The organism is Gordonia sp. C13 (assembly GCF_023218005.1).
In the GTDB taxonomy this organism is placed as follows: Bacteria; Actinomycetota; Actinomycetes; order Mycobacteriales; family Mycobacteriaceae; genus Gordonia; species Gordonia namibiensis.
This window is the reverse complement of record NZ_JALPSY010000020.1, coordinates 45,428-67,021: the sequence shown is the minus strand read 5'-3', so window position 1 is coordinate 67,021 and position 21,594 is coordinate 45,428. Positions and strand designations below refer to the sequence as shown.

Genomic DNA, 21,594 nt, shown 5'->3' with positions numbered 1-21,594 from the left:
ACATGCTAGTTGATGACCACGCCTGAGACGGCCTGATAGGTCTTGATGAAGCTGTCGAACTGTTCGAAGAATGATGCCGGCGCGGCAGCGATCGCCTTCTGGTAGGCCGCCAGATCGGAGACTTCGATGATCTCGAGGTAACTCAACGACGGAACCGCGACTCCGTCCATCACCGCCGCCTCGGACAGTCGGACCACCCGATAGGACTCGACCCCGTCGAGGGCCAGTGCCAGCGGTGTGTCGACATCGCGCACCCAGGTCTCGTACTGTACGCGCAGATCTTCCGACCGCAGCACAGTCAGGAAGAAGACGATTTCAGTTGGCTTGGTGCTCATAGTGTTTCCTCTCGATTGCCGATCTGTGGATCAGAGATGGGGCAGGACGTCCGTAGCGGTCTGCTCCAGGACAGCGACGCTCTTCTCGGCCGGGTAGGGGGCTAGCACCACCGATGTCGCTCCGGCGTCACGAAGCGCCCTGATCTTGTCGATGCACTCCGCGGGCGTGCCGGCTACCGCAAAGTAGTCGATCCATTCGTCGGGAATAGCTGCGGCGATCTTCGCGGAGTCATCGAGCGCGAGGATCTCTTTGAGGTCATCGTTGATGCCGTACACGTCGGTCATCGCCGAGGGGCCGATCGCGTCCAGAAAGTGCGCCACCACCGGACGGGCGTCCGCACGGGCCGCCTCGCGGTCATCGGACACCGAATAGATGGCGAACGTCGGAATCTGGTGGGTGGTGATGTCCCGTCCGGTACGGGCGGCCCCTTCGGCCAGCTTCTCCCGGACGAAGCTCAGATACTTGGGGCCGGCCAGCATGGACATGATCGTCCCATCCGCGGACTGCCCGGACATTTCCAGCGATTTCGGACCCACGACGCCTGCGTAGAGTGGAGCCGACTGGTCTGCGGCCAGCGGATGCACCAGCGAGACATTGTCGAAGTAGTAGGGCCCGTCGTCGATGGCCAGCGTTTCGCCGGCCAGCAACCGACCGGTGGTTTCGATGACGGTGCTCAGCGCGGTGACCGGGGACTTCGGGTACAGGCCCATCTGTTTGGTCCAGACCGGCACACCATGACCTATCCCGGTCACCAGTCGGCCGGGAAAGGCTCCGGCGATGGTCGAGATTTCCATCGCCAGCACCGCGGGATGCCGAACCACCGCCGAGACCAGCCCGATCCCGACGGTGATATTCGAGGTGACGCTCAGCGCGATCGCGGCGCTACTGGGGCCGGCGAGGTAAAAGTAGTCCTCGCCGACCCACAGCTCGCTGAAACCCAATTTCTCCACCAGCACACTGGTGTCCACCAGGTCTGCCGGCCTGGTGGTGGTCGGCAGGAGAACTCCCACTGTGGCGGTCTTGGGCAGATCAGTCATGGCGACTCTCCTCGTTGGCAGTGGCGGTACACGCGGAAACCCATTCCGACGCATGGTTTTCGAAGTGCTGCAGCTTCCAGATGGGCACTTCGGCCTTGATCAGATCGACGATGCGCCCGCACGCGGCGAACGCCTGCTTTCGATGGGCGGCCGCGACGGAGACGACGAGAGCGACATCGCCGATGCTCAGGTCACCCTGACGGTGCACGGCGGCGACACGCACCTGATGTTCGGTGGCCTCTGCGGCCACCAGTCGCTGCAGAAAACGCTCCGCCTGGGGATGTGCCTGATACGTCAGGGCAGCGACACGCTGACCGTCGTCGTGATTGCGCACCACCCCGCGGAAGGTGGCCAGCGCACCGCAGTCGTCGGTCAGCACCCAATCTTCGAGTGCCGCAACATCGATCTGCTGGTCGGCGATCGCGGCCCGGTGCTCCGCGGCCAGTTCGTCGAGCACCGTTGCCTGACTACCCGGCGATGTCACAGTATCCATGTCTGCACCTCGTCCCCTTCACTGAGAGCGCTCGTGTCCTCGTTGACGACCACCAGTGAATCCGACTGCGCCATTGCCGAAATGAGATGTGAGCCCGGACCGGAGGTCACCCGGACACCATCCGGTGTGCAGTCGCCGCGGAAGAACTGCCTTTTCCCGGCAATGGACGTCAGCGCATGCGTCAGCCGGCGGGTCTCGCGCACCCGAGGTGGCAGACCCGCGTCCTGCCGAATAGCTGCGCTGGCGAACACTTCGTAGGACACGAGAGTGCTCACCGGATTGCCGGGGAAACACAACACCGGTGTGCCGTCGATGCTGGCCAGTCCCTGCGGCCCACCCGGTTGCATGGCCACGAGGCCGAACCGACCGCTGCTGCCCAGTACCTCTCGGACCACTTCAAAGTCGCCAGCCGAGATACCGCCCGAGGTGAGGACCAGATCCGCGGCCGCCGCGGCCCGTTCCAAGGTTCCCCGCAGTTCACGCGGATTGTCGGAGCACCGCTCCACCAGCGCCAGGACTGCACCGTCGCGTTCGACACATGCCCGCAGCCCCACCGAGTTCCCGTCGAAGATCTGGCCGGGTGACAATTCGCCCTCCGGTGCGGCGAGTTCTGCACCGGTGGTGATGATGGCCACCGTCAGCCGTGGCCGCACCTGCACTGTGTGGACGCCGGCGCAGGCCAGTGCTGCCAGGTGACGTGGCTCGAGTCGGGTGCCGTTCGACACCATGACGTCGCCGGCCATCACATCGCATCCGGCTTCACGCACGAATGCACCAGCCGGTCTGGCGACGCGGATGATCACCCGCCCGGGTTCGGCGGCTGGTTCAGTTTCTTCGACCGGGATCACCGTATCGGCTCCGTCCGGCAGCATCGCTCCGGTCATGATGCGTTCTGCCGCGCCAGCAGTGTGGCACGGTGCCCCGCTCCAGCCGGCGGGCAGCACGCCGGCGATGGGCAGTTCGATGGGCGTTGTCGAGACGGTCTCGGAATCGACTGCGTACCCGTCCATCTGAGAGTTCCGGAATACCGGAATGTCTACGCGGGCGCGGGCATCGGCGGTGAGCACCAGACCCAGGGCCGTCTCGACAGCCACCCGGGCCGATGCGCGTTCGCAGGCCGTTGCGAGGGCGGCCTCGACGGCGGACAAATACTCGTGGTAGCGGACCACCGAATGGTCGTCACGGAGGGCAGCACTGGTCATCTCAGCCGCCCGCAAATGGCGGCATGATGTCGACTTCGCCGCTCACGGCGGCGGTGCCATCTCTGGTTAGTTCATCGTCCACCAGGAACGCGGCGACGGTGAGCATTGCCGCCATTCTCGGGCCGTGGCGACTGAGGAGTTCACGTCGCAGGTCATCGATCACTGACCCGTGCGGCAGCGTGATCAGTTCCTGTGAGCAGCCGGCCACGTCTGCGGCCGCCGCGAAGTATCTGACTATGACCTGCCGTACCACAGTAGTTTCCGTTGATACGCGATTCATCGGAACAACCCTTTCCCGGTGTCAACCACCGATCGCTCCCATCGAGCGGACCGGTGGGGCGAATCCCTCTGAGTCAATCCCGTGCCCGGCCGACTTGTCCCACATGGCGGCGCGCCACAGCTCGGCAATCTGCGCGTCGGTGCCCCCGCCGCGCAGGGTGGCACGCAGATCCGTCTCGGCGTCGCTGAACAGACACGATCGCACGGTGCCTTCGGCGGTGATCCGCGTGCGATCGCAGTCCTCACAAAACGACCGGGTTACCGAGGCAATGATCCCGACCGTGGCCGGGCCGCCGTCGATCAACCATTCCTCGGCCGGCACCGACGGGTCGGTGCGTCCCATTTCGTGCAAAGTGAATCGGGCCGAGAGCGCCGCCAGCAGCGTCTCGGCATCCACCATCTCCGACTTCTGCCAGCCCCGGTCGTGGTCGAGTGGCATTTGCTCGATGAACCGCAGCTGTAGCCCGCGGTCGACACACCACTGCAGCAAATCCACTGCGCCGCCGACAGTTTCCGGCATCAGCACCGCGTTGACCTTGACCGGCGTCAGCCCCGCCTGCACAGCGGCCTCGATACCCTCCAGCACTGTCGGCAGGCGGTCGCGGCGGGTCAGGGCGGCGAAGTGACGTCGGTCGACGGTATCGAGCGAGACGTTGACCCGGGTCAACCCGGCCTTCTTGAGGGTCTTCGCGCGCTGTTTCAGGCCGACACCGTTGGTGGTGATCGACAGCGGCACACCCGGAGCCGCTTCGACACACCCGGCGATGATGTCCTCGAGATCGCGCCGGATCAGCGGTTCGCCCCCGGTGAAGCGGACCTCCGACACGCCCAGTGTCTGCACCGCGATCGACACCAGCCGAATCACCTCGTCGGCGGTCAACAGCTTGTTCTTGGTGATCGCCGGGAGGCCCTCCTCCGGCATACAGTAGGTGCACCGTAGTGAGCACCGCTCGGTCAACGAGACCCGCAGGTCCCGGGCCACCCGGCCGTGCTGATCCAACAGGTAGGGCACTCTGGGTCGGGTCCGCGCCGCCGGCCCGGACGCGGGTGGGCTCAGTTGGCGAATCGCCGGTATGCCCAGTGCAGTCACGGCCAGACCCTGTGGAGCTGGCCCGACCCGGACCGAATTAGGCGTCACGGTGCACCGCGCCGGCCACCAGGATGTTCTCCAGCGGGACCCAGGGTTCTTCGACGCCGAATGCGCTGGGCCCAAAAACGTCCAGGGCTTCCGGCGTGCGCATGATCGAAGGTGTCGCGATCCCGATCACCTGCACACGCTGCCCGAACCGTAGACTCTCGGTGTTGATCGCCAGTCCGGTCTCGGTGTCGAGGACCGAGATCAGGTCCGGCACAATGGCCAGCACCGTGTCGCCCTCCTTGGCGATCAGATGCTCGTTCTGGAAGCTGAGCTCCACCGAGCGTGAGTCGTCGAAAGCCCGGATTTCGGCGGTGCCCCGTACAAACCCGCCGCTGGTGGCTCGCGCCACATCCACCACCTTGCCCTCGAGCAGCAGCCGTGCGTGCCCGTAGATCGACGTCGTGCAAGAGTCGATAACCGCCTGCAGCGGAGACCGTCCGGAAGATTTCGCCTGGGTCACCGCCTTGCCGAGGGAACGTGCCAGCGTCAATGTGCGTGGGATGGCGGTGCGTTTGAGGTCACTTCCCGACATCGGGTACTCGGCGATGTAGGCCACACCACCCATCCGGATCGCCACCCCGCGAGCGTGGCGTTCCATGCTGAGATTATCGGCGCCCGTATCGACGAGGACGCTGTGGCCGCGGTCATCACAGATCGCGATCGGGGACCCCGAAACTCCATACACCCCAAAGGTTTCCATCTGTAGTTCCGGGAATGCCCGTCCCATACCATCAGCGTCGACGATCGGAATGCCCGTCTTGGCGGCGACCAGCAGCGGGATCATCGAATTGAGACCGCCGCATTCCATCGGAACAATCGCGGTCACCGTTCGACCCAGGTGCCGCTCCAACACGCGTAATGCCTCGACCGCCTCGTCGCCGCTCGGAATACGCTCCATCACCACCGACGGGGCGCCCATGAAGGCACTCGCCACCACCAGGTCGTCGTCGGCAACTTCATCTGGGTCCATCAGCGTGGCGACCGATCCGCGTCGGTACTCTTCGGCCAGTAGCATCCGGCCGATGTAGGGATCGCCGCCACCACCGGTGCCTAGAATGCCCGCCCCGTGTGCGATGTTGTCGATGTCCACCATGGAGAGCTGCTGCATTGATCGAGTCCAATCCGGGTCTGCCTGTACGAGTCACCAGCAATGCGGGCGCCGGTAACTGAAGCCCCGCGCCGCCACTGTGAGTCGTCCTCGATGACGTCGTGGACGGGGCCATCCACCGCACTCACATGAACCCACCCTAGAGCCGATGTCGGAATGTATTTTGGAATACCAGCACAGCTTTACCGGTGACTCTGTGCCTGTTGCACAATCACAGCGCGGCGCGGGAAATGCCGCGGTCCTTGCCTGAACCGAGTCCGTGCACTCCGCCCACATCGGATCGGGAGAATTCGACGAAAACCGTCCGGCACCAGGAGACCCGTGCAAATCCTCCTACGCTCACCAGATTCTTGTGCGCATTGCCTAGGAGTTGGCAATCCCACTGGACCTACCATCGGCCGGAACGCGGGTTTCACCACCACCGCGCAGCAGAACGCCATTGGAGGTTCATCATCAGAATCGGAATCGATGTGGGCGGAACCAACACCGATGCGGTCCTCATGGACGGCTCTCGGATTGTCGGCTCCTGCAAGGTTCCCACCGCGGAACACGTCACCGATGGCATCGCGAGCGCAATTCGCAAGCTCCTCAGCGATACCTCCGCCGCATCCGAACCCATCGACTCGGTGGTGATCGGCACCACACACTTCATCAACGCACTAGTCGAAGCGAACAGCCTGGCTGGAACCGCGGTCGTTCGCCTGGGCTTGCCCGCCACCTCAGGCGTCCCGCCGCTGTCCGGATGGCCCGAGCAGCTCACCAACGCGATGCGCGCGGCAACGTTCCTTTGCCACGGTGGACACGAGATCGACGGCCGGCCGATCAGCAAGGTGCGCCCGGACGAGATCCGTGCTGCCGCCGAGTGCGCTGCGCAGCAGGGTATTTCATCGTTTGCCCTGTCCAGTGTCTACTCCCCGGTCAGCCAGGATTCCGAGCTCGCGGCACGCCAGATCATCCTGGATACCCTCCCGCACGCGCGCGTGACAATGTCTCACGAAGTCGGACGAATCGGGCTACTCGAGCGGGAGAATGCCACCGCCATCAATGCGGCACTGGCCGACCTCGCGATCAGCATTTGCGAAGGGTTACAGACCGCGGTCACCGCGGCCGGAGTCTCGGCACCGCTGTTCCTCAGCCAGAACGACGGCACCCTGATGACCGTCGACCGGGCCGCCAGCTTTCCAGTGCTGACCTTCGCCTCCGGGCCGACCAACTCAATGCGCGGCGCAGCGTTCCTGTCCGGCCTCGAGGAATGTGGCGTCGTCGATGTGGGCGGAACCACAAGTGATTTCGGAATTATCCACAACGGCTTCCCGCGCGAGGCATCCACCGCGGTTGATGTCAGTGGTGTTCGCACCAACTTCCGGATGCCCGATGTCATCGCAATCGGCATCGGAGGCGGTAGCCGCGTCAGCGACACCGGTGAGGTCGGCCCGGCAAGTGTGGGATACGAATTGACCCGCAAGGCACTCGTTTTCGGCGGGTCAACCCGAACCGCCTCCGATATCGCCACCGCGCGCGGCCTGATCAGTCTGGGCGACCCTTCTCTGGTCAAGCACATCCGGACAGATTTCACCGATGTCGTCTTCGATCACATTCGGTCCCGGATGGCCGATGCCCTCGACCGCCTACGAACTGATTCGCAGCCGCTGCCACTAGTGGCCGTCGGTGGCGGCAGCTTCTTGGTCCCCGATATGATCCCCGGCGTCAGTAAGGTTGCGCGCCCCGCCCATTCAGAGGTCGCGAACGCCATCGGCGCTGCCACCGCTCAAATCGGCGGTGAGGTCGACAGGATGTGCTCAATCACTGCGGGCACCCGGGATTCGGTGATCGACGAGGCGAAGAACGAGGCGGTCGACAGTGCCGTGCGGGCCGGTGCCGACCCACGATCCGTGCGCATCGTCGAAGTTGATGAGGTTCCCCTTGCTTACCTCCCCGGCAACGCCACCCGCTTGCGAATCAAGGCGATCGGCGACGCCCGAGTTCACGCCGGCCTGTGACTACCAGCCAACGGCCCACGGCCGACTGGTATGCCCAGATAGAGGCCAATGCTACTGGCTTCCTGGAGACTGAGAGCCAGTCGATCTATTGGGAGGAAAGCGGAAATCCTGACGGTATGCCGGCCGTCGTGCTGCACGGCGGTCCTGGCGGAGGGTCTCAGCCACACTATCGCCGGTACTTCGATCCCGACCGATACCGGATCATTCAGATGGACCAACGCGGTTGCGGACGTTCACATCCGCATGCCGGCGACTGGGCAAGCCTCAGCGGCAACAACACCTGGGCGTTGGTGGCCGATCTCGAACTGCTTCGGACCACACTGAAGGTTCAATCCTGGTTGGTCTTCGGAGGCTCATGGGGATCTACTCTTGCCCTGGCCTACGCGCAGCAGTATCCCGAGAGAGTCCGTGCTCTGGTGCTACGCGGAATCTTCTTGATTCGGCCGCACGAACTGTATTGGTTCTACGGCGGCGGCGGGGCCAACCTTTTGTTCCCGGACTACTGGCGTGATTATTGCGCGCAGCTCGACCCGAATCGCCCAGTACAGACCGCAATCGCGCAGTATCACGAGCTGCTCGAGGGGCCGGACCGGGTGGCTGCGACCGATGCGGCGATCGCCTGGACCCGGTGGGAAGCGCTCACCAGCACGCTGTTGCCCGACCCCGCACACGTTGCAGCAGCCATCGATCCACGGAACGCAATCGCTTTCGCGCGCATCGAGAACCACTATTTTCGGCACGCCGCGTTCCTGTCCCCCAACCAACTACTCGAACATGCCGGTGCGCTCAAGGGCATCCCGAGCACGATTGTCCATGGTCGCTACGATGTCGTGTGCCCCATCGGCAATGCGTTCGACCTGCATGCCCAGCTGCCTCATTCGGAGCTGATCGTGGTCGATGATGCCGGGCATTCGATGAATGAGACGGGGATTCGCCGGGCACTCGTCGGTGCGACGGATCGCTTCGCCGACTGAGTGGCCAACAGACGAGTGGGATTGACTCGGCGCACTCGAGTCGATCCCGGTCAGCACTCGACCACGCTGACGGGGACGCTCGTGGCGAGCCCGCCGGTGGCGGTCTCTTTGTACTTGCTGCTCATATCCAAGCCCGTGGTGCGCATGGTGTCGATGACCTGGTCCAGCGAAACCCGGTGGGTGCCATCACCACGCAGAGCCATCCGTGCGGCGTTGATGGCCTTGCCGGCCGAGATGGCGTTGCGTTCGATGCAGGGAATCTGCACCAACCCGCCGATCGGGTCGCAGGTGAGCCCAAGGCTGTGTTCCATCGCGATCTCAGCGGCGTTCTCGACTTGGGCCGGGGTGCCACCGAGGATCTCGGCCAGACCGCCTGCCGCCATGGAGGCCGCGGACCCGACTTCGCCCTGACAACCCACCTCGGCACCGGAAATGGATGCACGCTCCTTGTAGAGGGACCCGATCGCCCCGGCGGTGAGCAGAAACCGGACCGCAACGTCGTCGGGATCGGCTTTTCCTGCCGGGGTGTAGTTCTTCGCGTAATGCAGCACCGCGGGGATGATTCCGGCGGCCCCATTGGTAGGCGCTGTGACGATGCGTCCACCGGAGGCGTTCTCCTCGTTCACCGCCAGAGCAATGAGATTGACCCAGTCCTCGGCGAAGGCGGGGTTACGACCGGGGTCTTCGGCGGCCAGCCTCTCATACCAGCCGTGCGCACGCCGTGGTACGCCGAGATTTCCTGGCAAATAACCGGTTTGGGTAATACCGCGTTCGGCACACGCCACCATCACGTCCCGCAGGTGCCAGAGCTGCTGATAGATCTGATCAACCGTTCGAATCTCCCGTTCGAACCGCAGCATCACGTCGCTGATGGCGATGCCGTGCGCATCAGCCAGGGCAAGCAGGTCGGCGGCACTGTGAAACGACCATGGCGCATCGAGCAGGCCGCTGCGGTTCGCGGTATCGGCTGCGGAGTCGGCGAGGATGAACCCGCCGCCCACCGAGTAATAGGTCTCGGTGTGCAGAACCCGCCGGTCCGCGGCACAGGCGGTCAGCGTCATCGCGTTCGGGTGTTGCGGCTTCACGATGTCGGGACGAAGGTGGAAATCTCCCTCCCGCAACGGGATCAGACTGGAGCCCGCAAGCCGGATCATACCGGTGTCCCGCATTTCGGCAGTCCGTTTTTGTGCGTGATCGGGGTCCAGTGCATCCGGCCACAGCCCTTCCAGTCCGAGAAGGATGGCCGGGAACGTTCCGTGCCCAGCGCCGGTGGCCGCCAGCGAGCCGAACAGTTCCACTCGCACCTCGCGGGTGTCGGTCACCAAGGCGCACTCGGCCAACTCGGCGGCGAACCGCGCGCCGGCGCGCATCGGGCCAACGGTGTGCGAGCTGGAGGGGCCGATGCCGACGGAGAAGAGTTCGAACACGCTTATGGTCATGTGCTCAAACCCCGGAATACAGAGGGTGCTTGGCAGCCAGGGTCTCGATTCGACCCGCCAGGTCCGCAGTGTCGGAGTTCGCGGGTGCGGTCAGGACTTCGGCGATCACCTCGGCTACCTCTCGGAAATCGTCGGTGGTGAATCCGCGGGCTGCCAACGCGGGGGTACCGATCCGTAAACCAGAGGTCACCATGGGGGGACGCGGATCGAACGGAACGGCATTGCGGTTGACCGTGATTCCCACCGCAGCCAAGCGGTCTTCGCCCTGCTGTCCGTCGATGGCAGCATCTCTCAGATCCACCAGCACCAGATGCACATCGGTACCGCCGGTGACTACTGAAATCCCTGCCGTCGCCACATCCGGCTCGGACAAGCGGTCCGCGATGATGCGGGCACCATCGAGGCACCGTTGTTGGCGGGCCACGAATTCCGGCTGGGCAGCCATCTTGAAGCCGACCGCCTTACCGGCGATCACGTGCTCCAACGGTCCGCCCTGCTGGCCGGGAAACACCGCGGAGTTGATCTTCTTCGCCAAGTCGGACTCGTTGGTGAGCACGATACCGCCGCGTGGACCGCCCAGGGTTTTGTGCGTCGTCGAGGTCGTTACATGGGCGTGCGGCACCGGCGAGGGATGCAACCCGGCGGCCACCAAACCGGCGAAGTGCGCCATGTCGACCATCAGGTAGGCGCCCACCTCGTCGGCGATCTCCCGGAACCGCACAAAGTCCAATCGACGGGGATAGGCCGACCAGCCGCCGATGATCAGCTTCGGCCGGTGCTGCCGCGCCGCAGCGGCGACTGTCTCCATGTCGATGCGGTGGTCTTCCTCGGACACCCCGTAGGCCGCAACACTGTAAAGCTTTCCGGAGAAGTTCAACCGCATGCCGTGGGTGAGATGACCGCCGCAGTCCAGTGACAACCCCAGGATTGTGTCGCCCGGACGCAGCAGCGCGTGCATCACCGCAGCGTTGGCCTGGGCGCCCGAGTGCGGCTGCACGTTGGCGTACGCCGCACCGAAAAGGGCTTTCACCCGTGTGAGTGCGAGTTCTTCGACGACATCGATGTACTCACACCCTCCGTAGTAGCGCCGGCCGGGATAGCCCTCGGCGTACTTGTTGGTCAGCACCGATCCTTGAGCTTGCATCACCGCCAGGGGGGCATAATTCTCCGAGGCGATCATCTCCAGGCCGTCGCGCTGACGCCGAAGTTCCCCGCCGATCGCGGCGGCCACTTCCGGGTCAAAGGTGTGCAGTGTCTCCTCAAGGACGTTCATCATCGAATCCCGTTCTTCTCGGCGTACTCGGCAGCGCTGAGCAAAGTCCCCATGCCGGTGGGCCGCACAGCAAACAGCCAGCCCCGACCGTAGGGATCGCTGGTGACCAGACTGGGGTCATCGACGGCGGCGCTGTTGATTTCGGTGACTTCGCCGCTGACCGGAGGGAACAGCTCGGAGACGGTTTTGGTTGACTCCACTTCACCGCACGGTTCACCAGCGGTGATGGTGGCACCCACCTCGGGCAAATCCAGGTACACCAGTTCGCCGAGGGCGTCGACGGCCACCGAGGTGATGCCGATACGCACAGGGATCTCCGGTGGCAGTGGCGCACCGGGTGCGACGTCGACCCATTCGTGCTCGTCGGTGTAACTGCGATCAGCGGGAATCGAAAGCCCGGACATGATTGTGCTCCTTGACTGGTCGGTGGTTCAGCGGCGCCGGTAGAAGGGATACGGGGTGATCTGGAAAGGCACGAGGGTGCCGCGGATGTCCACCAGGACTTCGGTGCCCGTGGCAGCCACGCCGGCGGGGACATAGGCCAAGGCGATCGGATAGCCCAGGGTTGGTGAGAGTGCTCCGGAAGTAACCACGCCGATTGCGTCGTCGTCGCCCGCACTATGGATGCGGTAGCCGGCCCGCGCGGAGCGCCGCCCGGCCCCCCTCAGCCCGACCAGGGTCCGCGCCGGTGACTGTTGCGAAACCGACTGCAACCGTTCGTGACCGACGAACTCCTTGGACAGCCGGACCACTCTTCCCAGGCCCGCTTCGTAGGGATTGATCTGCCGGGTCAGTTCGTGGCCGTACAGCGGCATTCCGGCCTCCAATCGGAGGGTGTCGCGGCAGGCCAGCCCGGCCGGCGATCCGCCTGCGGTATAAGCCCTCGTCAACAGAGCGCGCCACAGGGCCACTGCGGAGGCGCGTGGCACGTACACTTCGAAGCCGTCCTCCCCCGTGTACCCGGTGCGGGCCAGTTGCACGTCGATGTCAGCCACGGTGGCCGACATGATCGCGTAGTACTTCAGTTGTGATACCGCCTGGGCCTGAGTAGACGGAACCAGGTCCAACACGATCGCCGCCGCGGCCGGCCCCTGGACAGCGATGAGTGCCGTCGCTGCGGACTGATCGTCGATGTCGACGTCGCGGCTCTGTGCGTGACGGGTCAGTTCGGTGAGGACCGCGCCGGTGTTGGCGGCGTTGGCGACCACCAAAAACTGTTCCTCGCCGAGCCGATAGGTCACCAAGTCGTCGATGACTCCACCGTCGGAGTCGCACATCAGGGAGTATTTCGCTTTCCCCACAGCCACACTCGACAATTCGCCGACCAGGGTGTAATCCAGCAGCGCGGCGGCTTCGGGTCCGGTCGCCATGATCTCGCCCATGTGGGAGATGTCGAACACTCCGGCCGCGCGGCGTACACAATGGTGCTCACGCAGATCACTTCCGTATTTGACGGGCATCTGCCAGCCGGCGAAGTCGGTGAATGTCGCTCCGAGCCCACGATGCTCGACAAGCAGTGGCGATTCGGTGGTGGGCGGCGCGGTCATGGGCGACTTTCCTTTGCGGTGGTGGCGAACGATTCGGGTGATGGGCACGAACAGACCAGATTTCGGTCACCGTGTACCCCGTCGATCCGCCTGGTGGGTGGCCAGTACTTGTTGGCGCGCAGCGAGTCCACGGGGTAGGCGGCTTGCTGTCGGCTGTAGGGCAGCTCCCAGGTGTCGGCGGTCAGCAGCTCGGCGGTGTGGGGTGCCTGGCGCAGCGGGCTGTCCGCCACGGCCCAGCGGCCGGCGGCCACATCGTCGATTTCGCCGCGGATAGCGATCATCGCTTCGATGAATCGATCGAGTTCATCGAGGTTTTCGCTTTCCGTGGGTTCGACCATGAGGGTGCCGTTGACCGGGAACGACAGCGTGGGCGCGTGGAAGCCATAGTCGATCAGCCGTTTGGCAACGTCTTCGGCGGTCACTCCCGTCGCCTTGGTCAGTGCGCGCAGATCCAGGATGCATTCGTGGGCCACCAGACCACCTGGCCCCGTGTAGAGCGTCGGGTAGTGGTCAGACAATGCCGCAGCGACGTAGTTCGCCGACAGCACCGCAGTGCGGGTTGCGTCAGTCAGCCCTTCAGGTCCCATCAGCGCCAGGTAGGCCCAGGTGATCGGAAGAATGCCGGCAGATCCGTACTGGGCGGCGGCCACTGCCGACTGGGAATCCCCGTCGTCGGCCAGCGGGTCCCCGGGCAGAAAAGGCGCCAGGTGTGCACGGACTGCCACCGGGCCGACACCCGGCCCGCCCCCACCATGCGGAATGCAAAAGGTCTTGTGCAGATTCAGATGTGACACGTCGCCGCCGAACTGGCCTGGTTTCGCCAGACCGACCAGCGCATTCATGTTCGCGCCGTCGATATAGACCTGGCCACCAGCCCGATGAACCAGGTCGCAGACCTCGATGACGCCCTCTTCGTAGACGCCGTGGGTGGACGGATACGTCAGCATGATCGCCGCGACTGACTTACCGTCGCTGCCCAGTTTGGCGCGCAGATCCTCGAGATCAATGCTGCCATCCCCGGCGGTGGCCACCACGCGCACCTGCATGCCGGCCAACACCGCCGAGGCAGCGTTGGTCCCGTGCGCCGACTGCGGTATCAGACACACGGTGCGCTCCGGCTCACCACGGGATTCGTGATAAGCCTTGATCGCCAGCAGTCCGGCCAGTTCGCCCTGCGATCCGGCATTGGGCTGCAACGATATCCGGTCGTAACCGGTGATCTCGCAGAGCCAGGTGCTCAGGTCGTCGATGAGTTGGCGGTAGCCAGCGGTCTGCGCGGCCGGGGCGTAGGGGTGCAACGAGGCAAACCCTGGCCAGCTGATCGGTTCCATCTCCGCGGTGGCGTTGAGTTTCATGGTGCACGATCCGAGCGGGATCATGCTGCGGTCCAGCGCCAAGTCCTTATCGGAAAGGTGCCGCAAGAACCGGAGCATCGCGGTCTCGGATTCGTAGGAGTTGAACACCGGTTGTGTCATGAAGTCGGACTGCCGTACAACCGCAGCGGGCAGGTGGCTGGCGCGGCCCGAGTGGATGCGCCCGGAACCGAACACCGCCAACAGCGTGCTCAGGGTGTCGTCGGAGGTTGTTTCGTCGCAAGCGATCCCCACGTGGCTATCATCGACAAATCGGATGTTGATGCCGTCCTTGTCCGCGGCGTCGACCATCGCGCGGGCCATCCCGGGAACCCAGACCAGGATGGTGTCAAAGAACACCTCGTGCACCACTTCGTAACGCTGCGCGCGAAGGCTCTGAGCGAGCGAGGACGCCATCTGATGGGCCCGGGAAGCGATGTCCCGCAGTCCTTGTGGGCCGTGATACACCGCATACATCGCGGCGACGTTGGCCAGCAACGCCTGCGCGGTGCAAATGTTGCTGGTCGCCTTCTCCCGGCGGATGTGCTGCTCGCGGGTCTGCAGTGCCAAACGGTAGGCCGGTCGGCCCGTGGCATCGATCGACACCCCCACCAGTCGGCCGGGCAGCATCCGCTCCAGCCCGGAGCGCACGGCCATATATGCCGCGTGCGGGCCACCGAAGAACAACGGCACCCCGAAACGCTGTGTCGATCCCACCGCGATATCGGCGCCGAATTCACCTGGCGGACGCAACAGCGTCAGTGCCAGCAGGTCGGCCGCCACCGTCACTTGCGCGCCGTGCGCGTGGGCCGTGTCGATCAGCGGCGCCAGGTCACGGACCGCGCCACTGACCCCCGGGAACTGAGTGACAACACCAAATACTCCTGTCTCCCAAACATCTTCGGGAATGGCCCGGGCCAGGTCGACGACCAGAACATCGATTCCCACCGCGGCTGCTCGGCCACGCACGACGTTAAGGGTCTGCGGAAGACAGTCGGCGTCGATGATCACCTGGTTACCCGGCGCGCTGCGGTTAGCCCGCCGCATCAGCAGCACAGCCTCCATGACCGCAGTCGCCTCATCGAGTAGGGAGGCGCCGGAGACCGGCAGCGCGGTCAGTTCCGAGACCATCGTCTGGAACGTCAGCAGGGCTTCCAACCGTCCCTGGGAAATCTCCGGCTGGTAAGGGGTGTACGCCGTGTACCAGGCCGGCGATTCCAGCATAGTGCGCCGCAGAACCGGTGGAGTAATGGTGTCGTGGTAACCCATACCGATCATCTGGATATGAGTTTGATTGCAGCGTGCAATCTTTCGCAGTGCATCGAGAACATCCTGCTCGGAGCGGCCGGCGGGCAGCCGCAAACTCTGGCAGCTGGGCAATCTGATGGTCGACGGCACCGCGGCGTCGATGAGGTCGTCGAGACTGGCGTAGCCGAGCTTGTCCAGCATGTGCTGACGGGCCGACTGGCCTGGACCGATGTGACGACCGACGAAGCAGTTCGGCTTGGCGAGCTCGGATGAAACTGCTACAGAAAGGGACATGCGGTAACTCCGGTATCGCAGGCCCACCGAGGTGGGTTTCGAAGGGTGACACCTCCCCGATCTGTCCTGCTACCTGAGAGCTTGACGCGTGACCGCGCATTCACCTTCGGTAAGTGCCCGGCGTGAACCGGCACTGTTCTCCAGAGTTGCCTCTGCGCTGCGGTACTGGGCCTGAGAGATTCCTGGGGAGGAAGTTGCTCCTACGGCACCTCACGAAGAGGTTCTCCCGCTGCGCGTCAACGGCGTATTCAATTATCTCGAAGCGAGACACTACCTGCACTGTGGCCTCGGCACCACCTGACGAGCAAAACTGCCCCGAAGGACCCGGCTGAGCGGAGCGGACCACACCAACGGCGAATCCGGTGGCGCACGAACACCATTACTGAGCTGTACCGTCGGGCTCAGCGCCTGGGACGCGGCTGACCGGCGGCCCCGGTGACCGCTCCGGGTGGACCCGAATCGAGGCGCGGCCACGCTAGCGTCTCACCACTCGAAGCGGCCGGAGTGCTCGGCCAACACCACCAGGGTGAGCGGCGTCATAAGACGATGGGGCCGGTGCCACCCGTAGGTGGCACCGGCCCAGGGGGCGATCTGAAGTTGCTCTGCTGCTGATTTAGCCGGCCATTCGGACGTCTGTCAGACCGTCGCTTTCCGCGGTCGGCGGGGTGTACTGAGCGGCGGCGGTGGGTTCAGGGGCCGTGGTGCGGCGAGGACGACGCGCCCCGCTCGCGCGGCCTCGGCGCGTCCCGGCCTGGGTGGTCAGCGGCGCGACGTTGAGTAGATCGAGCTTGGCGGCGGGAGCTCCGTTCTTTTTTGCTTCCTTGACCAACCCGGCCAGTTCGGCCAGGCGCCGGCGGTCGGCCTTGAGGAATTCGGTGCGGGTGGCTTCGATCTCGGCGGCCAGCTGGGCCGCAGGTTCGAGTGCTTCGCGTCGGCGACGTTGCCGTTCGGCGAGGGCTTGTGCTTCGGCGGCGTCCTCGGCTTCGATCTCGGCGAGGAGGTTGCTGGGGTCGAATGTGGTCATCGTTGTCTCCTAGGGTTGGTTGGGTGGGTTCACATTCCGCGTGCGCGTTGGCGATCGGCGTTCTTGCCGCCGCCTGTCCTGGCGCGGGCCTGATTGCGGGGTGCTGAGGCGACGGCGGCACGTGGGTTTGTGGGGTGATCGCGGGCGGCGGTCGCGGCGGCGCGACCTGGTGCGGTGGGGCTCGCGGTGCCTACTCGTTCGGCTCGGCTCATCGGCGGTGGCGTATAGGTCTGCGGCCCCACCGCCACCACGGGTGGCGGTGGGGGTGGTGTTCGGCCGGGGCGTTCGTTGGGCGCTGACCGGTTGAGTGCATCGGCCCGCTCGGCAGCGAGTTCGGCGTTGTGTTCGGCTGTGGCTGCGCGGTCGTCGGCAGCTTGTGCTTGGGAGAGCAGTGCGGCGGCCTGGGCGCCATCGCGATCGACGCTGTCGCTCCCGTCGTGGGTCATCGCTGGCTGTGCGGAGTTGTCGCTGCCGAAGCTGAGCGGGTTGTCCGAACCTTGCCTGGCCTCTCCTACTGTCTGTTCGTAGCGGCGGCCCGCTTCTGCGGGGTCCATGCGCATGAGTTCGTCGGGGTCGAGTCCGAGATCCTGGATCTGTTCGCGGAGGTTGTCGCGGACGTTGGCAGCCACGACGGCCTCGTCGGCGTATCGGTGGGCGAGGTCGAGTACGCCCACGACTGCGGTGCCTCTGGTGTTCTGCGCCCATTGCCGGTCGTAGGCACGATCGCCGAGTCGGCGCGGGTCGAGGTCCCGGAAAGGGGCCTTTTCGGCGTCGTCGGTGCGGAACTTCTCGACGAGTTCGTCGGGGCTGGCGGTGAGCCAGAAGGGGGCGTCTGGCCGACCTTTCGCAAGATCGTGGCGGGCGCGCTGTTCTACCTTGGCGGCGGTGCGACCCAGGTCGTCAGGCGTCTGGTTGGGTGGGGCGGGTTTGTCGGTGTCGGCGCGCTGCGCTTTCCGGTTGCGCTGTTTGGCGACCAGTTTCGCCCAGGACTCCACCATCGAGGAGCCGTGTGCGATGGCGACGGCCAGTGCACGCTCCATTGTCTGTTCGAGCTCGCGGGTTTCGTTGTCGTGCTCTTCCATTGGGGGCTCCTTAACTGACGGTTTCTGGGGCGAGGGTGCTCATGGCCACCCGGAGGTTCAGGTCGTCCATCTCGTCGGTGGGCAGTGCTGTGGCGGCGAGGTCGGTGTTGTGTCCGCGGTCAACCGAGCACCCTTCGAACGGGCCGTCGGTAGCGAACAGTGCAGGCATGTGGTGGTCGGCGTGATCGCGCCACCACACGCTCATCCCGGTCCCTGGGTCCAACCGCAGCGATTCGTATGCGCGCCAGAGCGCTTCGAGCCGTGACACTGCTTCGGGGTGCTCGAACCAGCGCGGGCACCAGCGGCGGTCTTGTTTGTGGGCGAGTTTGCGGGCGTAGAGAAACACCAGGTGGGTCTCGACGAACTCATACACCGAGGTGAACTCGGGCTCGGGGGCTGCCTCCTCTGCGTCTCCTTCCCCGCTGGTGTCGTCGTAGTCATCAGCGGCGTCGGCGAGCTCTTCGTCCAGGAACAGATCGTCGGTCATCGGTGTGCTCCTTCGGCGTGCCCCGGGGCGGCGACCGCCGCGACTGGCGGTGCGTCGGGGCTGTACTCGGCGAGCGAGGACTTGATGAGGTCGGCGTATGGCTTCTCCCACCACGGCACGGTTTTCAGGATCGTGGGCGGGTTGCCTGCCGAGAACAGCAACAGCCGGCCGCGCGGCCACGCCGCGAGGTCACTGGGGTTGAAGATGTTCTCGCGGGTGACATGGCGCGACACTGAATGGTTCCCGCCGCTCTTGCCGCCGCCGCTGGAGTCGGAGACGTTGCGTGCCAACCGCTCGTATTGGCCGGTCAGTTTGGTGAGGTTGTCGAGGTAGGCCGCTTCCCGGACGTTGCCGCCGTAGATGTAGATGTTCGACGAGGATTCGAGCAGCTTCATTGGTCGTTCGCCGAACACGCCGATGCCTTGGGACCACGATTGCAGGATCGTCATGATGATGATTCCGCGGGAGCCGAAGTGTGAGTACAGCTTCGGTAGATCGGGCCAGCGCACGACGTTCGCTGCTTCATCGAGCGCGCACAGCATCGGGATCGGTAGCCGACCGCCTGGCGATGCGGTGGCGATCGCCTCGGCGGTTTTGGTGGCGGCCATCGTCAGCGCAGCCACCAGGGGGCCGACGGAGCCGACACCCTCGCGGGAGAGGCAGTAGAGGGTCTCGCCGTTGCGGATGTAGGAGTCCAGGTCCAGTTCGGGCCGCTGGTCGTCGGCGTCGGTCGGGGCGACCCACTGCCGGACGTTGCGTCCGCGCAGGCATTTGGCCATTTTGATGGCGGTACCCCAGATGCCGTCGGCCTGCTTGGACGCGTAGTTCAGTCGTGCGTTGAGTGCCTGGGCGATCATCGGGTAGCCGTGCTCGTCGAGGATCGCCACGGCCTCGTGACCGCGATCGCGCACGACCAGCCGCTCGTAGACGACGGTGATCGGTTCTGCGGCCAGGGCGGAGGCCAGGATGAGGTTGGCCAGCAGGTCTTCGCCTTCGGGGTCGAAGTAGGGGTCCTTCTTCGCGTCGAGGCCGTCGTCGCCGGCGGAGAACAGCTGGGCCAGCTCTTCGGCGCGGATTTCGTCGGTGACGTAGCTCAGTGGATTCCAGAACCACCACGGGTCCTCGTTGGCGACCGCTTGCGGGTCGAAGACCCACACCTGCCGGGTCGGGTTGCCGGCGGCGTCGCGGAATTCGCGCACCAGCCGGGTGTGGTCGAGGTTTCCTCGTTTGTTCTCTGTGGCGAGCACGGCGCCGGGCGCTTCGCAGATCGCCGGGATGATCCGCGAGGTCGACTTGCCCTGGCGGGGACCCCAGATGTCGAGGTGCATGTCTTCCCACGAGCCGTAGACCATTGTTCCGCTGAGGGTGCGTCCCAGCGGCACGCCGATGGTGCTGGAGAACTCCGCGGGCATGACCGCATCAGTGACGCCGAGGGACTTCGCTTTGGCGGCCACCGCTTTGGCGGTCACCGATTCGATGTCCTGGCGGTTGCCGAGGTGCTGCTGGGCGCTGTCGACGCGGGTCCGGCTGGTGCGTCGCTGCCGCCACCACCACGCTCCCCCACCGACAAGACCGACTGTGACAGCGAGTATCAGGACCGTCCACACGGTCGCCGCCAGCGGCCACCGCAGATCGCCCGTGGCGAGTTTGATCGGTACTGCGAACGGGTTGCCGGGGACCGTCTGCCCCCCGGCGAGGTGCAGGGCCGCCCAGGTCACGACGGCGACCACGGCCACCACCCCGGCAACGCTGAACAGCAGCAGGTCTGTCCCCCGATGCCCCGATGGTTCCTTCGTCTTCCCCGGTGCGCTGGCCATCATCGTGCCCCGCTGGCCGCTGCAAGAAGATCGGTCAGGGAGACCTCACGCCAGCTGCGGAATCCCGGCAGTCGGCACACCTCCAACGCGGGGTTGTCCTCGCCGTTGTCGACGACGTCGATGGTCACGAACACCTTGTGGCGCAGACTGTCTCGTTGCAGGGTCTGGTCGGTGACCCGATGGTTAGACACCACCAGACGCAGCCCGAGCAGCTCGAGGTCTTCCTGTTCACGGGCTTGGCCGGCGAGGTAGATCGCCTTACGTGCGGCAGAGATGTCAGCGCTGTCTTGGTCGCTGACCTTGTCGTTGGGGTGGAACTCGCCGTACCAAGGATCTTCACCGTGCTCGGAGCAGATCGCGAACGAGTCGACCTCGCTGTCTCCGGCGGCGTAGAGGGTCACCTGAGGTGCGTCGGCGGCCTGTTGTGCCATCTCTTCGGTGCGGGCGTCGAATGCTTTCTGGCGCAGCTCGTTGTAGTCGATGTGCAGTTGCTTGCGCAGCTCAGCCTTGAACTTGGTGAACAGCGACGGGGTGTTAAGGCCGTTGCTCTCGGCCCAGGTGAACAGCTCGCTGTGGCTGTTCATCGCTTTGAGTGCTTCGCTGTTGGCGCGCACCGCGTCGCGGGCGGCGTCCCAGTCGGCGGCGTCATTGACAGTGTTCTTCTTGCGGGTCATCACGGTTCCTTTCGGCTGAGTGCGGAGGGGGCGGGGATTCGGGGGCCGATCGACGGGACGAGTTGGCTGATGGCCGCGCCGCCGGCGGCGACGATGAGCAGTGACGCGATCCAGGTGGGCGCGGCGTTGCCGTTTCCCATTGCGATCACCAGACAGGCCCCGATCAGGAAGACCAGCAGCCGGAACAGGGCCGCCCCGCCGGGGGTGTAGACGGTCATGACGACGTAGATAGTGATCGCCAGCAGGGCGAGTCCGGCCGCGCAGAGGGCTGCGGTGCCGGGGCTTGGGAGAAGTGGTGGGTCGCTGTCTAACTGGTCCCATACCTGTTCGGGTGTGCGTGTGGTCATGTATCGCAGCAGCCACACCACGAGGGCGGTGACGATGCCGGAGGCGGTCAAGGTCACCGCTGTTCCGCCGAGGAGGCCGATTGCGCTGTCGCGGGCGGTGGGCTCGGCAGGGCGAGCGGGTGCACGCTGTCCGGTGCGGTCGTGTCCGGTGCGGTCGTAGCCGTATCGGTTGAACCCGGCCCGGTCGTATCCGTCGGCATCGAAACCGGCGTCGTTGTATCCGTCGAGGTAGTACCCGTCCCGGTCGCGTCCTGCGCGATCTCGACCGTACTGGTTGAACCCGTACTGGTCGTAGCCCTCGGCGTCATAGCCGTCGCGGTCGAAGCCGTTCTCGTCGTAGCCGTAGGCGTCGTAACCGTCGCGGCCGAACTGGTTCGACTTGTCATAGGGAGTGGTCATCGTTGCTCCTTGTCGAGGGTTCGTCCGGACTCTGCGCCTGCGGG

At 65.0% G+C, this 21,594-nt stretch carries 20 protein-coding genes and 1 riboswitch; of the genes, 2 read left to right on the top strand and 18 right to left on the bottom strand.

All coding sequences use genetic code 11. The features are described from left to right. Positions 1–5 precede the first annotated feature (5 nt). Genes M1L58_RS15815 through M1L58_RS15785 form a run of 7 tightly spaced genes read right to left on the bottom strand, consistent with a single transcriptional unit; the run spans position 6 to position 5,593 of the window. Positions 6–335, bottom strand: a complete 330-nt coding sequence (locus M1L58_RS15815) for a hypothetical protein (protein ID WP_248659616.1) — start codon at positions 333–335, stop codon at positions 6–8. 30 nt (positions 336–365) lie between these two features. After that, positions 366–1,373, bottom strand: coding sequence for an LLM class flavin-dependent oxidoreductase (locus M1L58_RS15810; RefSeq protein ID WP_248659615.1), 1,008 nt, complete (start codon positions 1,371–1,373; stop codon positions 366–368). Further along, positions 1,366–1,866: a molybdenum cofactor biosynthesis protein MoaE gene (locus M1L58_RS15805; protein WP_248659614.1), complete on the bottom strand. Its 501-nt coding sequence runs from the start codon at positions 1,864–1,866 to the stop codon at positions 1,366–1,368. Before M1L58_RS15805 ends, M1L58_RS15810 begins: the two co-directional genes overlap by 8 nt. Continuing rightward, positions 1,854–3,068 (bottom strand): molybdopterin molybdotransferase MoeA, encoded by a 1,215-nt coding sequence (locus M1L58_RS15800; RefSeq protein ID WP_248659613.1) that lies wholly within the window; start codon positions 3,066–3,068, stop codon positions 1,854–1,856. Before M1L58_RS15800 ends, M1L58_RS15805 begins: the two co-directional genes overlap by 13 nt. Position 3,069: 1 nt before the next feature. Beyond that, a complete protein-coding gene (locus tag M1L58_RS15795) occupies positions 3,070–3,348 on the bottom strand; it encodes a MoaD/ThiS family protein (protein ID WP_248659612.1) in 279 nt (92 codons plus the stop codon). 21 nt (positions 3,349–3,369) lie between these two features. Next, entirely contained in the window at positions 3,370–4,443 is a 1,074-nt protein-coding gene (gene moaA / locus M1L58_RS15790) for a GTP 3',8-cyclase MoaA (protein WP_374112736.1), read from the bottom strand. A 31-nt stretch (positions 4,444–4,474) separates the two neighbouring features. Further along, entirely contained in the window at positions 4,475–5,593 is a 1,119-nt protein-coding gene (locus M1L58_RS15785; protein WP_248659611.1) for a DUF917 domain-containing protein, read from the bottom strand. 449 nt (positions 5,594–6,042) lie between these two features. On the opposite strand from M1L58_RS15785, the gene M1L58_RS15780 reads away from it, so the two are divergent. Next, on the top strand, positions 6,043–7,593 hold the full coding sequence (locus M1L58_RS15780; protein WP_308221821.1) for a hydantoinase/oxoprolinase family protein: 1,551 nt from the start codon (positions 6,043–6,045) through the stop codon (positions 7,591–7,593). Then, complete coding sequence (gene pip, locus M1L58_RS15775; protein WP_248659609.1) at positions 7,590–8,567, top strand: prolyl aminopeptidase; 978 nt, start codon at positions 7,590–7,592, stop codon at positions 8,565–8,567. Before M1L58_RS15780 ends, pip begins: the two co-directional genes overlap by 4 nt. A gap of 50 nt (positions 8,568–8,617) precedes the next feature. On the opposite strand, the gene M1L58_RS15770 is transcribed toward pip, so the two are convergent. From M1L58_RS15770 to M1L58_RS15720, 11 genes are all read right to left on the bottom strand, one after another. Further along, positions 8,618–10,006: an L-serine ammonia-lyase gene (locus M1L58_RS15770; RefSeq protein WP_248659608.1), complete on the bottom strand. Its 1,389-nt coding sequence runs from the start codon at positions 10,004–10,006 to the stop codon at positions 8,618–8,620. Between the two features lie 4 nt (positions 10,007–10,010). Further along, on the bottom strand, positions 10,011–11,279 hold the full coding sequence (gene glyA / locus M1L58_RS15765) for a serine hydroxymethyltransferase (RefSeq protein WP_248659639.1): 1,269 nt from the start codon (positions 11,277–11,279) through the stop codon (positions 10,011–10,013). Next, a complete protein-coding gene (gene gcvH / locus M1L58_RS15760; protein ID WP_248659607.1) occupies positions 11,279–11,683 on the bottom strand; it encodes a glycine cleavage system protein GcvH in 405 nt (134 codons plus the stop codon). The genes glyA and gcvH overlap by 1 nt, the downstream gene beginning before the upstream one ends. 27 nt (positions 11,684–11,710) lie before the next feature. Further along, positions 11,711–12,826 (bottom strand): glycine cleavage system aminomethyltransferase GcvT, encoded by a 1,116-nt coding sequence (gcvT, locus tag M1L58_RS15755; protein ID WP_248659606.1) that lies wholly within the window; start codon positions 12,824–12,826, stop codon positions 11,711–11,713. Further along, positions 12,823–15,720 (bottom strand): aminomethyl-transferring glycine dehydrogenase, encoded by a 2,898-nt coding sequence (gene gcvP / locus M1L58_RS15750; RefSeq protein ID WP_248659605.1) that lies wholly within the window; start codon positions 15,718–15,720, stop codon positions 12,823–12,825. The genes gcvT and gcvP overlap by 4 nt, the downstream gene beginning before the upstream one ends. A gap of 150 nt (positions 15,721–15,870) precedes the next feature. Continuing rightward, positions 15,871–15,959: riboswitch (glycine riboswitch) on the bottom strand. 374 nt (positions 15,960–16,333) lie between these two features. Continuing rightward, complete coding sequence (locus M1L58_RS15745; protein WP_248659604.1) at positions 16,334–16,744, bottom strand: hypothetical protein; 411 nt, start codon at positions 16,742–16,744, stop codon at positions 16,334–16,336. A 29-nt stretch (positions 16,745–16,773) separates the two neighbouring features. Beyond that, positions 16,774–17,826 carry a hypothetical protein gene (locus tag M1L58_RS15740; protein WP_248659603.1) on the bottom strand — a complete coding sequence of 351 codons (1,053 nt, stop codon included), beginning with the start codon at positions 17,824–17,826 and terminating at the stop codon, positions 16,774–16,776. Between the two features lie 10 nt (positions 17,827–17,836). After that, complete coding sequence (locus tag M1L58_RS15735; RefSeq protein WP_248659602.1) at positions 17,837–18,313, bottom strand: DUF4913 domain-containing protein; 477 nt, start codon at positions 18,311–18,313, stop codon at positions 17,837–17,839. Next, the gene (locus tag M1L58_RS15730; RefSeq protein WP_248659601.1) at positions 18,310–20,133 is read right to left on the bottom strand and encodes a TraM recognition domain-containing protein; all 1,824 of its coding nucleotides are present in this window, start codon (positions 20,131–20,133) and stop codon (positions 18,310–18,312) included. Before M1L58_RS15730 ends, M1L58_RS15735 begins: the two co-directional genes overlap by 4 nt. Further along, positions 20,130–20,804: a hypothetical protein gene (locus M1L58_RS15725; RefSeq protein ID WP_248659600.1), complete on the bottom strand. Its 675-nt coding sequence runs from the start codon at positions 20,802–20,804 to the stop codon at positions 20,130–20,132. The genes M1L58_RS15730 and M1L58_RS15725 overlap by 4 nt, the downstream gene beginning before the upstream one ends. Then, positions 20,804–21,550: a hypothetical protein gene (locus M1L58_RS15720; protein WP_248659599.1), complete on the bottom strand. Its 747-nt coding sequence runs from the start codon at positions 21,548–21,550 to the stop codon at positions 20,804–20,806. The genes M1L58_RS15725 and M1L58_RS15720 overlap by 1 nt, the downstream gene beginning before the upstream one ends. Between the last annotated feature and the right edge of the window lie 44 nt (positions 21,551–21,594).